Origin of the sequence: Halobacillus sp. HZG1 (assembly GCF_035818575.1) — a bacterium.
Taxonomy (GTDB): domain Bacteria; phylum Bacillota; class Bacilli; order Bacillales; family Halobacillaceae; genus Halobacillus; species Halobacillus litoralis.
Window position 1 is genome coordinate 21074 of record NZ_JAYLVQ010000007.1, and the last position, 12720, is coordinate 33793.

At 42.5% G+C, this 12720-nt stretch carries 16 protein-coding genes; 9 read left to right on the forward strand and 7 right to left on the reverse strand.

Annotation, left to right across the window (positions count from 1 at the left end):
* Positions 1-100: 100 nt before the first annotated feature.
* On the reverse strand, positions 101-1006 hold the full coding sequence (locus VKA52_RS00245; protein ID WP_326313802.1) for a TIGR01777 family oxidoreductase: 906 nt from the start codon (positions 1004-1006) through the stop codon (positions 101-103).
* Positions 1007-1116: 110 nt separating this feature from the next.
* Here VKA52_RS00245 and recX point away from each other — a divergent pair, with 110 nt between their 5' ends.
* Positions 1117-1929: a recombination regulator RecX gene (recX, locus tag VKA52_RS00250; RefSeq protein ID WP_326313803.1), complete on the forward strand. Its 813-nt coding sequence runs from the start codon at positions 1117-1119 to the stop codon at positions 1927-1929.
* Between the two features lie 21 nt (positions 1930-1950).
* Here recX and VKA52_RS00255 read toward each other — a convergent pair whose 3' ends face one another.
* Complete coding sequence (locus VKA52_RS00255) at positions 1951-2769, reverse strand: HAD family hydrolase (RefSeq protein WP_326313804.1); 819 nt, start codon at positions 2767-2769, stop codon at positions 1951-1953.
* A 188-nt stretch (positions 2770-2957) separates the two neighbouring features.
* On the opposite strand from VKA52_RS00255, the gene glcT reads away from it, so the two are divergent.
* The 3 genes from glcT (at position 2958) to VKA52_RS00270 (ending at position 6392) form a co-directional block, all read left to right on the forward strand.
* Positions 2958-3800 carry a glucose PTS transporter transcription antiterminator GlcT gene (glcT, locus tag VKA52_RS00260; protein WP_160916466.1) on the forward strand — a complete coding sequence of 281 codons (843 nt, stop codon included), beginning with the start codon at positions 2958-2960 and terminating at the stop codon, positions 3798-3800.
* A 271-nt stretch (positions 3801-4071) separates the two neighbouring features.
* Positions 4072-6108 (forward strand): glucose-specific PTS transporter subunit IIBC, encoded by a 2037-nt coding sequence (gene ptsG, locus VKA52_RS00265; protein ID WP_326313805.1) that lies wholly within the window; start codon positions 4072-4074, stop codon positions 6106-6108.
* A gap of 17 nt (positions 6109-6125) precedes the next feature.
* On the forward strand, positions 6126-6392 hold the full coding sequence (locus VKA52_RS00270; protein WP_089653809.1) for a phosphocarrier protein HPr: 267 nt from the start codon (positions 6126-6128) through the stop codon (positions 6390-6392).
* A gap of 224 nt (positions 6393-6616) precedes the next feature.
* Here VKA52_RS00270 and VKA52_RS00275 read toward each other — a convergent pair whose 3' ends face one another.
* On the reverse strand, positions 6617-7276 hold the full coding sequence (locus VKA52_RS00275; RefSeq protein WP_326313806.1) for an SDR family NAD(P)-dependent oxidoreductase: 660 nt from the start codon (positions 7274-7276) through the stop codon (positions 6617-6619).
* Positions 7277-7367: 91 nt separating this feature from the next.
* Here VKA52_RS00275 and VKA52_RS00280 point away from each other — a divergent pair, with 91 nt between their 5' ends.
* A complete protein-coding gene (locus tag VKA52_RS00280) occupies positions 7368-7706 on the forward strand; it encodes a YfhH family protein (RefSeq protein WP_326313807.1) in 339 nt (112 codons plus the stop codon).
* A gap of 38 nt (positions 7707-7744) precedes the next feature.
* On the opposite strand, the gene VKA52_RS00285 is transcribed toward VKA52_RS00280, so the two are convergent.
* Together VKA52_RS00285 and sspK are read right to left on the reverse strand one after the other, a co-directional pair.
* Positions 7745-7888 (reverse strand): YpzG family protein, encoded by a 144-nt coding sequence (locus VKA52_RS00285; protein ID WP_160916474.1) that lies wholly within the window; start codon positions 7886-7888, stop codon positions 7745-7747.
* Entirely contained in the window at positions 7881-8054 is a 174-nt protein-coding gene (gene sspK / locus VKA52_RS00290) for a small acid-soluble spore protein K (protein WP_089653803.1), read from the reverse strand. Before sspK ends, VKA52_RS00285 begins: the two co-directional genes overlap by 8 nt.
* A gap of 109 nt (positions 8055-8163) precedes the next feature.
* On the opposite strand from sspK, the gene VKA52_RS00295 reads away from it, so the two are divergent.
* Positions 8164-8430, forward strand: coding sequence for a YfhJ family protein (locus VKA52_RS00295; protein ID WP_326313808.1), 267 nt, complete (start codon positions 8164-8166; stop codon positions 8428-8430).
* Between the two features lie 77 nt (positions 8431-8507).
* On the opposite strand, the gene VKA52_RS00300 is transcribed toward VKA52_RS00295, so the two are convergent.
* On the reverse strand, positions 8508-9497 hold the full coding sequence (locus tag VKA52_RS00300) for a metal-dependent hydrolase (protein ID WP_326313809.1): 990 nt from the start codon (positions 9495-9497) through the stop codon (positions 8508-8510).
* Positions 9498-9561: 64 nt separating this feature from the next.
* Between VKA52_RS00300 and mutY the strand changes: the two genes are divergently transcribed.
* Complete coding sequence (gene mutY, locus VKA52_RS00305; protein WP_326313810.1) at positions 9562-10650, forward strand: A/G-specific adenine glycosylase; 1089 nt, start codon at positions 9562-9564, stop codon at positions 10648-10650.
* On the opposite strand, the gene VKA52_RS00310 is transcribed toward mutY, so the two are convergent.
* Complete coding sequence (locus tag VKA52_RS00310) at positions 10640-10864, reverse strand: cytosolic protein (RefSeq protein ID WP_160916482.1); 225 nt, start codon at positions 10862-10864, stop codon at positions 10640-10642. The two genes, mutY and VKA52_RS00310, sit on opposite strands and share 11 nt — an antisense overlap.
* Before the next feature lie 266 nt (positions 10865-11130).
* Here VKA52_RS00310 and VKA52_RS00315 point away from each other — a divergent pair, with 266 nt between their 5' ends.
* Both VKA52_RS00315 and VKA52_RS00320 read left to right on the forward strand, forming a co-directional pair.
* Positions 11131-12198 carry a C40 family peptidase gene (locus VKA52_RS00315; protein WP_160916484.1) on the forward strand — a complete coding sequence of 356 codons (1068 nt, stop codon included), beginning with the start codon at positions 11131-11133 and terminating at the stop codon, positions 12196-12198.
* Between the two features lie 109 nt (positions 12199-12307).
* A complete protein-coding gene (locus tag VKA52_RS00320; RefSeq protein ID WP_089653790.1) occupies positions 12308-12484 on the forward strand; it encodes a gamma-type small acid-soluble spore protein in 177 nt (58 codons plus the stop codon).
* The last annotated feature ends 236 nt before the right edge of the window (positions 12485-12720 follow it).

Genomic DNA, 12720 nt, shown 5'->3' on the forward strand with positions numbered 1-12720 from the left:
ACGGGCATCAGGAAAGTATTTCCCACTTATCTCATCACTAACACCGGGAAATTCACCTACCAACATGCCTTTCGAAGATCAATCCCCCAGATAACATAGCCTATTTATTTAAAATGGACGACAGGGCAGGTTGTAACTCTGGATGATGGAATGTGTACCCAGAAGCCATCGTTTTTTTAGGAATCACACATTGCCCATCTAAGAGAAGTGTACTCATGTCTCCTAGTGCCACTTTCAAAGCAAAGGCAGGAGCTGGAATCCAATGCGGGCGGTTCAATACTTCTCCAAGTGTCTGTCCAAAATCTTTGTTTCTTTTCGGATTGGGAGCAGTTCCGTTTAAGGGGCCATGAATGTTTTTATTTTCGATTGCGAAATGAACTAGGCCGACTACATCATCAATATGGATCCAGGACATCCATTGTTCCCCTGAACCTAAATTTCCTCCGATCATCATTTTATAGGGAAGGATCATTTTCGGGAGCGCGCCTTCTTCTCCTAAAATAATGCCGAAGCGGACGTAGACCGTGCGAACTCCTTTCTCAGCTGCCTGTGAAGCGCGTGCCTCCCATTCTTCCACAACATTGGCTAGAAAATCATTACCGGGAACAGTGGTTTCCTCTGTGAATGTCTTGGTTTTTGATTGACCGTAATATCCAACAGCGGACGCGTTTACGAGCACCTCCGGCTTTTCTGGAAGAGCATCGATCAGATCCAATACGCCTTCGGTCGCTTTGATCCGACTTTCCAAAATGGATTGTTTCCTTTCCTCTGTCCAGCGACCACTGTTCAATGATTCTCCGGCCAAGTTCACAATGGCATCAAGTATAGGAAGTTCTTTTTCTGGATGGAAATCCTCTTTCAACCAGCCTACATACATCACATGATCTGTGTTCTGGTACTTTTCGGGACTCCGTGTCAATATGTACACGTCATGCCCTTCCTGTACGAGCTTTTCTTTTAATTGGGTACCGACAAAACCAGTACCTCCAGTAATGGCGATTTTCATATTTATTCCTCCTGTCAGTATGAGGTTGTCAATAGTTTGCTCCATTTGATGCGGTTTGACGATACGCAAACCGCATTCCATGATAAAATATGGTCAAAGAGGTGAACCGGATGGCTAAACTTACCAAAATTACGACGCAGAAAAAACATAAGAGTCGATACAATATCTTTCTGGATAAAGGAAATGGAGAAGAGTACGGATTCAGTGTGGATGAAGACGTTCTTGTAAAATACCGCCTCCAGAAAAACATGGAACTTGATGATGCCTTGATTAACGCACTGATTCAAACCGATACGCTTCATAAATCTTATACCCTTGCGATTAATTATTTAAGCTATCGCATGCGCTCGGAAAAAGAGATTCGTGACTATTTGAAAGACAAAGAGACGGACCCGGAACATATTGAAGAAATCATTTCGCGGTTGAACAAAGATCGATTGTTGGATGATCAGGAGTTCGCAAATTCCCTTGTGAGAACAAGGATCATGACTTCCAGCAAAGGGCCGCTTCTTTTGAAAAAAGAATTGTTGGATAAAGGGGTTTCTGCAGGGAGAGCGGAGGAAGCCATCACGATTTATTCTTTTGATAAACAATACGAAAAAGCAATGAAATTCGCTGAAAAGAAATTGAAAAACGATGGGAAGAAATCTTACCGTCAGCAAATTCAAAATGTACAACAGACACTAATGCAAAAAGGATATCAGGGAGACGTCATACAGGAAGTTGTGGCGAACTTGCCGGAAGATGAGAATGAAGATACGGAGTGGGAAGCGGTCATTTATCAGGGGGAGAAGCTGCTTCGCAAATTTCAATCCAAGGTGGAAGGGTATGAGTTGAAGCAGAAAGTAAAATCAGGGCTATACAGAAAAGGTTTTACATTTGATCTTATTGATCGTTTTATCGAAGAGTATGTGAAGGAATAAAAAAAGAACAAGCCGTCTGACTTAAATGTCAGCCGCTTGTTCTTTTTTGCTTAAAAGTCCTTTTTTATCCAAGTCTTCGATTGCCTCATGCACATGATCGACAACCGTACTTGCTTTTTCCTTCACCTGGTCGTGAGCTGTAGACATGGCATAGCTGTAAGGAGTCATTTCAAACATGCTTAAGTCATTGAAGGAATCTCCGACACATGCGATTTCATCAGGTTGAATGCCGAAGCCTTCAATTAACTGCCTAAGACCGGTTTGTTTATTAATTGATTTAGGCATCATATCGACACATGTCTCATGCGAGACGAAACTGTCAATTTCCTTCCCGAACAATTCTTCAATTCTTTCGGCAGCTTTCATTACATCTGCTTCTTTCCCGTGCAATGCAATTTTTGAAGGAGTAATCGTATGGCCGACCTTTTCGTTCAAATCCGGTTGAATGATGATATCATGAAACATTTGTTCAGAAATCATATCCACGAATCTGTTTGATTCCTTTGTAAACGTTTCATCAGCTGTAGAAACTGTTTTAATCATCGGTTCTTTGTCGACGGCCTGGATGATTCTTTGGGCCAGTTCCGAATCGAACGTTTTGGCATGAATCTGAGTACCTTCATTGTCAAATACAAAAGCTCCATTTTGACTGACACGATGTCCATTCACACCTACGCGTTTTAGAACCTCAATAATCTCATGGTCCATACGGCCGGAGGCGACAGCAAGTGGAGGGCCATCTTCAATCATGCGGTTCAGTGCATCAATGTCTTCATTTTTAATATAATGATCGGCACCAAGAAGTGTACCGTCAAGATCTGTGACAAATAGTTTAATCATTGTTTCATCTCCTCTCCGTGCGGGGCGTTTCCCAGCACCTAAATGATTGTACACGACGTAATCGCTTTCACACAAAGAGGAAAGCTTATTCCTTAGCCTTCCACTTGTAAAAAAAACAAATCAAATATAGGATAGAAGTTATGAGATGACTGAAAACGCTTTTAGTGTAATTTAAGTGGGGGACCATTATGGAAAAGCAGATAAAGATAAAAAAAGTGCTCAATAATAATGTAGTCATTGCTTCCCACCCAACTTATGAAGAAGTGGTGTTAATTGGGAAAGGAATTGGTTTTAACCGGAAGAAGGGAGACGAAATTTCTTCCGAAAAAGCCGATAAGACATTTTTGCTGAGTAATGAACAGGAAAAAGAACAATATGTGAGTTTATTACCGTATATCGACGAGAACTTGATTGACTTCATGAGTGATATCCTCCATCACGTCGAGTCGCGCATGGGGCAGGAGCTTAACCAGCATATTCACGTCGCTCTGACGGATCACCTGGCATTCGCTATCAACCGGGCAAAAAAGGACCTGCAGTTCTCCAATCCATTCTTGCTCGAAATTGAATCCCTTTATCCGAAGGAATATCAAATTGCGATGGAAGTCGTAACGATGATTTACGATAAAATGGGGATTCAATTTCCGGAAGGGGAGGTAGGGTTCATCGCTCTCCATATTCATAGTGCGGTCACAGACAAGACGTTAAGGGAACTTAACCGTCATAACCAGCTCATCACACACCTTGTTCAGCTTGTTGAGGATACGATGGACGTTCAAATTGACAAAAAGAGCGTGGACTACCATAGACTCGTTCAGCATTTACACAGGGCCATTGACCGAGTTTACCAGGATGAAAACGTGGGGGATGAAATTCGTTTAGCTAACATGTTGAAAGAAGAATATCCAGTGTGCTATAATTTAGCTTGGAAACTGATAAAAGTGATGCAAAAGCAACTGAATAAACCTGTAGATGAGTCAGAAGCCATTTATTTGACGATCCATTTACAGCGTTTAACCCATAAAACCTAAAACGTACGTGTTACTGACACGATCAGGCATGAGTACATGGAGGTGAAGTGGTTATCATAGGGATAGGACTATCCTTATGGAACCCATTCACCTCTTGTGCTCATGCTTTTTTATTGTCCTGCTGTGAATAGCGGGACGAGCTATTATCCATAATCGGCGTCCACTAGTGGACGCTTATCGTTCCTTTTTTGTTGAAAACGTTTTATTTTTCTGACAAATGGATTTTATGGGGCCAGAGGCTTGCGTCACAAAATAAAAAGGAGGAAATAGAATGTTTAAGAATGCTTTCGGCACACTGCAAAAAGTCGGTAAAGCTTTAATGACTCCTGTCGCACTATTGCCTGCGGCTGGTATTCTGCTAGCTTTTGGTACAAGCTTTGCTCAAGACAACTTTGTTGATAAAGTGCCATTCTTCGGAACACCTTGGGTTCAAACATTACTTCAAGTAATGGCTGAAGCTGGAGGAATTGTCTTTGACAACCTGCCGTTGTTATTCGCTGTTGGTGTTGCCATCGGTTTAGCGAAAGGTGACGGGGTAGCAGGTCTTGCTGCGATCATCGGTTATTTGATTATGAATGTGGTTATGGGGGTACTCGGTAATGTTGACGCCGACATGACCTCAGATCCGGCCTATGCCGAAGTACTCGGTATTCCAACGCTTCAAACAGGAGTATTTGGCGGTATCATCGTTGGTATTTTGGCTGCTGCTCTTTATAACCGGTTCTTCAATATTGAATTACCACAGTTTCTTGGGTTCTTTGCCGGGAAACGTTTCGTACCAATCATCACGGCTTTCTCTTCCCTTTTCTTAGGGATCATCATGCTTTGGGTATGGCCGTTTGCACAATCAGGGTTGAATGCTCTTTCCCACTTAATGTTGGAGGGGAACCAGACCGTTTCGGCTTTCTTCTTCGGATTGATTGAGCGTTCCTTGATTCCATTTGGTTTGCACCATATTTTCTATTCACCTTTCTGGTTTGAATTCGGATCTTATACAAATGCTGCTGGGGAAATTGTACGAGGAGATCAGACAATTTTCTTCGAACAGTTGAGAGACGGTGTGGAATTCACTGCTGGAACATTCATGGTTGGTAAATTCCCGTTCATGATGTTCGGTCTTCCAGCTGCTGCCCTTGCAATTTATCACACAGCTAAACCTGAACGTAAAAAAGTGGTCGGAGGAATCATGGCTTCTGCAGCCTTGACTTCTTTCTTGACAGGTATTACAGAACCAATTGAGTTCTCTTTCCTATTCGTTGCACCACTATTGTTTGCGATCCATGCTGTATTCGCTGGTTTCTCCTTTATGATTATGGAGATTCTTGGAGTTAAAATCGGACAGACATTCTCTGGTGGTTTGATCGACTTCATTCTATTTGGAGTACTTCCTAACCGTACCGACTGGTGGTGGGTCATCATCGTTGGTCTCGTGTTCTCTGTGGTTTACTACTTTGGATTCCGTTGGGCGATCCTCAAGTTCAACTTGGCGACACCTGGACGTGAAGACGAAGCAGAAGATGAAGAAGAGGATGGAGAAGTCGGCGATTTGCCGTTCGAAATTCTTGAAGCGATGGGTGGACAAAAGAATATCGACCACCTGGATGCATGTATCACTCGACTACGTGTTTCTGTAAATGATAAAAATGATGTGAACAAAAATCGCTTGAAAAAACTTGGGGCTTCCGGTGTTATGGAAGTCGGGAACAATATCCAGGCCATCTTCGGACCTGTATCTGATACCTTGCGTGGCCAAATGCAAGACATCATGGATGGTAAGACACCAAGATCAAGAGAAGATGCTTCTGAAATGAAGAACGCTGAAAAAGCAGCAGAAGCTCCGGTCACTGAAGGTGAATTGGAATTTGTAAGCCCAATCAAAGGAAAAATCATGCCGATCACTGAAGTTCCAGATCAAGTATTTTCTGGCAAGATGATGGGCGATGGCTTTGCAATTGAGCCGGAAGATGGTAATATTGTTTCACCGATTAATGGTAAAGTCCTTAACGTATTCCCTACAAAGCATGCCATCGGCCTTGAAGCTGAGAATGGCATGGAAATCCTGATTCATATCGGAATCGATACAGTCGGATTGAAAGGGGAAGGATTTACAGCTAAGATCTCTGAAGGAGACGAAGTGAAGCAGGGTCAGGCATTGATGGAAGTGGACTTGGATTACGTGAAAGAAAATGCTCCATCCGTCGTAACGCCGATTGTCTTTACAAACCTTCAAGAAGGACAGTCTGTAAACATCAAGGCATCAGGTCAAGTCAATCACAATGATCCAGATATCATTGAAATCAGTAAATAAAGAGGAGAGAGATTATCATGGCAGAACAAACAATGAAAATTACAGCAGCTGACGGCGTCCACGCACGTCCAGCAACAGCACTTGTACAAGTCGCAGGAAAGTACCAATCCGACGTAAACATCGAGTATAAAGGTAAGTCCGTGAACATGAAGTCCATCATGGGCGTCATGTCCCTTGGAATTCCGAACGGTGCAGAAGTGACGTTCAAAGCGGAAGGTTCTGACGAAGCGGAAGCTGTAGAAGCTGTAGTAGCAAAAGCAAAAGAAGAGGGTCTTGGAGAGTAAGTTCTTCAAGTCAAAAGAAGGGCTTGCCGTTATGGCAAGCCCTTTTTTATTACGATAAATACCAGAGGAGATGCAAGTCGCGCGAAAGGAGATGCAAGTCGCACCAAAGGAGATGCAAGGGGCACCAAAGAAGGTGCGAGCCGCCTCAAAGGAGATGCGAATATGCAAAAAAAAGTACCGTGCGAACAAGCCGCTCCGGTACTCTTTTCATTTGTGTTGTAAAGTTAACGATCGATGAATATTTCGTTTCGCCCATCATCTTCTGCGAAAATTTGTTCAGCTACAAGTTCCGGACCTTTTAACTGATCTGGATTGGACACATGATCGGTGTCATTCCAAAATGGTGTGTTCATTCCGCCCATATAAACGGCAGTCGCTGTTAAGGATGCGTCTTCCCATTCTTTGTGGAGGCTTTCGGTAAAGCCTCGTACAGCAAATTTACTAGCACAGTATATGCTTTCATTCTTCTTCCCGCGTAAACCGGCGGTGGAAATAATGTTTAACACACGACCTTCCGTGGATTCTAACAATGGAATCGCAAGCTGGGTAGTCAAGATGGTACCTTTGACGTTCGTGTTGAGCAGTTGATCGATCTTTTCTTCAGAATAAGATGAAAGCTCACCGAAATGACCGAGGCCAGCGTTGTTGATCAGCACGTGTAAGGAATCGATCTGTTTAATAGCTTCTTTGATCGATGATTGCTCGGTCACATCACAAATGAGAACCTCTGCTTTTCCACCTTCTTTTATAATTTCATTTTGAGTGATTTGTAAATGCTCAGCTGTTCTTCCTGAGAGATATACCTTATAGTTGTTCTTAGCGTAAATTAGGGCTAAAGCACGCCCTAAACCTGTTCCAGCTCCTGTGATCCAAACATTCTTCATCCTTGATCTCTCCTTATCTGTACTGCCTTATATTCATTGTGGACAAACCCTGCTAAAATGTAAAGAGAGCTTGTATGGAGGAGGTTTCTATATGGAAAAAAGGTATAGTGAATATACACAAGAAGAGTTGCGTTCAGAAATTGCGGAGCTGACAGAAAAGGCCCAAAAAGCGGAACAATTAGGGATGGTCAACGAATTTGCTGTTCATGAACGTAAAATTATTATGGCTAGGTCCTATATGTTAAATCCAAGTGATTTTAAGGCGGGCGAGACATATGAGGTTGATGGTGACCCGGGTCACACGTTTTATATTGAATATATGAATGGTGTGTTTGCCTGGGGTTACAGGCAAGATAACCAGGGGGAAAAAGTAAGCAGAGAAGAAGAAGCTTTGCCAATTTCCATGTTAGGAAACAAATTGGATGGATAATAAAGAGGCCGGGCACGTGTTACACGTGCCCGGTATTTTTAGTTGCGTTTACGTGCTTGGATTTCAGTGATTTGGTCTGCTTGCGTCTGTTCTGTTTCTCCATTCACACGGCTGCTCAAATGTTTGATGCTGCGGTGGGAATAGATGCCAGAGGCTTTTGATTTGAAATTACGTTTACCCATGGTAATTCCTCCCTACATCATTGACGTCACGGTGTCTCGATCTAGCTGCTCTCTCTTGAGGTTTGCTGTTGATTGTACCGTCTGGACGCTTAGCGAGATATTCGCTTTGGTCATCAGGTGCGTGCGTCATTTTAACATTAGGGAAATTCTTTGCCTTATTACGCATCAGTCATCCTCCTCATGTCTCTAGCTAGAGACAATATTAGTATGTACCTCCTTTGAGCCTGTATGTGTTACAATGGCAGTGTAAACATTGCCAAATATGGAGTGGTCATATGAATGAAATATACCAGCGTTTAGCTGAAAAATTATATCATCAGAATTCAAAACTAACTATAGACGAAGCAAGGACATGGGTGGAACTTCTTTGGGAGGATTTCGAATCGACACGAGCCAAAGCTGGTCATGATTACCAGGGGAAGCAGGTCACTGAACAGATTGTTTTGCAGTGGATTCATCATTACGGTCCTAAGCTTCATGAGTTCGTCGCTACAAATCCAAAATACAAGAACATGCTTGAGAAAAAAGGGTATCTTCAGTAAAAACACAGGATTTAAAAAAAGGAGCCTCTCCTCTTGAGAGACTCCTTCTTTTATGTTTTCCTCAAGCTTCTGATTCATCACATCGGGCTTACTTTATTCTGCAGTTTCTCTTCTGTAAATACCCATCCTGTATACGAATTGAGAATTTTTAAATCATCTCCATGCTCATCATCAATTTGAGCAAGCGCAACAAACGGATAGCGTCCCCGTGAGCGATATCGAAGATCAATGAACCTTACTTCTGTATATTCATCATAGTAACTCATCTCGTACCTGTACACGGGTGAAAATGATAAAAATGCTTTGATGTTATGATCAGTCAGAGCTTTCTGAATGACCGGATCATCATGATCGATCGGTTTATTGGTGAATGTATCAAGGATGGTTAAATGACCGTTTTCCGCCCTGCCAACGTAATAATGAGTGGGTGTAGTGATAGCTATCCTCCAAACATTCTGTTTCATTGTAGGGGAGGTCGCAATTTGTTTGACATCCTTGATGTTTTCATGAATCAAACGAACCAGTTCCCTTTTGTCAAAATACCTTTTCAGGTAATAGAGGGCAATGACAAAATATATAATCAGCCATAAAGTGCCTGGGTCCGCACCTAAATTCCATGCGACAATGCCAGCAATATGCAAAATGAAAATATATGGGTCGAATGTATTGATGAACCCATAAGCGACCCATCTGTTTGTAATAGGGCGATACGCTTGGGTACCATAAGCATTAAATACATCCACGAACACATGCAGGATGACAGCAAGAAAAGTCCAGAGCCAAAGGTGAAGAAAGTTCACCTCAGGAGTGAACAGATAAATGATGCTGGGAATGGTGATCCCCCAGAGCATCACAGCAGGAATGGAATGTGTGATGCCGCGGTGGTGCCGAATGTAAACGGCATTATTCCTTAATTTTAGTACCGTGTCTGAATCGGGCGCCTGTGAGCCGATCATTGTTCCGATAAGAACGGCATTGAAAAGATTGGGGTCTGCATTGACGACAGGGTCAAGTGTAGCCAGTCCTCCTAATGCAACGCCCATGACGACATGTGTGCCTGTATCCAAATTCCATACCTCCTTTGGCAGGTCGGACGTTCCAACAGTAGTTTATCACGAAGGGTGAAGAAAGATGAAAAGAACTGAAAGAGTTAAACATATTTTAAATAACTTCGACAAGGAAACCTATAGAAAGGATTTAATTCGCTGGTTTAAAGAAGAGCAGCGGATTCTCCCATGGCGTGAAAACCAGGACCCTTACCGCGTGTGGGTATCTGAAATTATGCTCCAACAAACACGTGTTGATACGGTCATCCCTTATTTTAATCATTTTATGGATAAGTTTCCTACACCGGAAGCTTTAGCTAAGGCAGATGAACAGGAGGTCTTGAAAGCATGGGAAGGCTTAGGATACTATTCCCGTGCGCGAAATTTGCAAAACGCGGTAAGAGAGGTTGTGTCTGAGTACGAGGGTATCGTCCCAGCAGACGCTGAAGAATTAGGCAGCCTCAAAGGGGTCGGGCCTTATACGCGCGGTGCTATTTTAAGTATTGCCTATGATATACCAGAACCAGCAGTGGATGGCAATGTGATGAGGGTCTTATCAAGAATTCTTCTTGTTGAGGATGATATTAGCAAACAATCGACGAGGAAGCTTTTTGAAGAGCTTGTGAAACACTTGATTTCTGAAGAGGATCCTTCTTCATTTAATCAGGGGTTGATGGAACATGGTGCCCTTGTCTGTACCCCTAAAAACCCTTCCTGCATGCTATGTCCTGTCCAAGAACATTGCAGAGCTTTTGACGAAGGAGTAGAAACCGAGCTTCCGGTTAAAGCCTCTAAAAAGAAACAGAAGAAATCTCCATACCTCCTCCTTCTCGTGCAAAATGAAAAAGGGGAAGTGCTGATCGAGCAAAGGCCGAACACAGGTCTGCTCGCTTCGTTGTGGCAATACCCTATGGTTCCTCTTGAGGACGTAGGTCTTGAAGCGGTTGAGCACTGGTTTTATGGTGAATATGGTTTGAAAGTGGAAGTTGGGGAATCCTTGGATCGTATCAAGCATGTTTTTTCTCATTTGATATGGGAAATGGAAGTCATCAAGGTTACTGTAAAAGCAGGAACACTTGATCATGAGCGTGCAACATTCATTGCACCTGAAGACATGGAAGACTATCCATTCCCGGTATCTCATCAGAAAGCCCACCCACATATCAATCGGTAACAGGATGAGTGCCGCTGGTCCAAGTAGCTTCTTGCTGCTCTAAACCTCCGCGGCGCTTAATTTCCTCATTGATTTCACGTAAAAGGGTGATCCCTTCAGAATTCAAATAGGGAGAAGACTGGGATAGGGCATAGTGAAAATATCCAAGCTCTTTTTCCTGCCACTTTTGTTTGGGTTCCATAGATAATGCGGATAAATCCCGTCCTACATACATAGACAGATCCTCCTTCACTCTTAATTTATGTAAAAAGTTTGAGGTCATACATGATAAAAGTCCCCCTGAATCTTCATGTAACAAACCTGTAAAGTAATTGTAACGAAACAGGTTTGTGCCTAATATGACAATGTTTTTGGGCAAATGTTGGTATTTGTAGAAGTTTTGGAGTATTTACAAATTGTTGGCATTTGTGAATAATAGGACATAGGTTATTTGACCAAACAATTTAAACAATTTATTACATAGGGGAGAGTAAAAATATAATGAATAAGAAGAAATTGGTGACGGCTGTCAGTGGAGCTTTGATCGGGGCATCTTTATGGGGAACTTCTGTTTTTGCTGATGAATTGCATAAAGTGAAATCTGGGGATTCACTTTGGAAGTTGAGTTATCAATATGACGGGTCTATTTCAGAAATCAAATCTTGGAACAGTCTTAATTCAGATACAATTTACATCGGGCAAACTTTGATTGTTGAAAAAGATTCATCAGCTACATCTCAATCTAGTTCATCATCTTCTTCGAGCTCTAACGGTACATATACTGTTGAGTCTGGGGATTCCTTATGGTTAATAGCTAATCGTCATGGTATGTCTGTTTCTAAATTGAAGAGTCTTAACAATTTGTCCAGTAACATTATCCACCCTGGCCAAAAACTTTCCGTATCAGGAAGTACATCAGACTCCAGCAGTAACACGAGTTCTTCAAGCAGCAGTTCCAGTTCTTCACAATCTACAAGTACGTACACAGTACAGAGTGGAGATTCCTTGTGGTTGATTGCGAACAATCATGGAACTTCAGTTTCAAATCTAAAGAGTCTTAATGGTCTTTCTGGGAATATCATCTATGTAGGTCAAAAGTTGAAAGTTAGTGGTGAACCTACATCTTCTGGGTCTTCTTCAGATTCATCAGGCTCTAGTCATACATCTACCACCGATTCGTCATCTTCAAACACAGGATTTGTAGATGGATTGATTCAAGAAGCTAAAAAGCATATTGGTACCCCGTATCAATGGGCGGGTACATCTCCTGCAGGATTTGATTGCAGTGGATTCCTTCAATACGTATATGCTCAGGAAGGCGTAAGTATCCCACGTACAGTTGCATCGATCTACGCTGACAGCAGAATGGATTCTGTAAGTGGTTCAAATCGTCAGGTTGGAGATCTTGTCTTTTTTGAAACTTATAAGCCAGGTGCTTCCCATGCAGGTATTTATGTAGGGAACAACAGCTTTATCCATACTGGTTCTACAAATGGTGTTGAAATTAGTTCACTGTCCAGTAACTACTGGAGTCAGCGTTACATCGGTACGAAAAGATTATCTCATTAATTTTAAGAACCGCTCCTTACATGGGAGCGGTTTTTTTATATAAAAATTTTGTTTTTTGGAATGAAATGACCGCCTCCTGTACACAATAATTTTTGCGGAGGTGATAAACATGGCTAAGCAACCGAAACAAAACAAAACAGCAGCTGGTACAGACGTTAACCACGTGAAACAACAAAACCAACAAGCTGCACAAGGGAAATCCCAATACGGCGCTGAATTCGCTCAACAAACTGACGCGCAGCACGTACAGCAGCAGAACCAAAAATCTCAGGCTAAGAAAAAATAACCTGAGCGGTTGGTCGGTTGGCCAGGCTGCCCTTTAGCCTGTATCAATCCCCCGATTAAGAAGTCGCCCCTTTAGCGGGCGGCTTCTTTTATTTACATATCCTTTTAATATTTATTAAACAATATGGCAGGATTGTGGAAGACTTGATTTCGAGATGTTTGTGTGGATTTAGGCGCACCGGGAAAAGGTTCGCTTTCCGTGGGCGAGTGATGAGCCTCCTCGAGCTAACGCTCTGC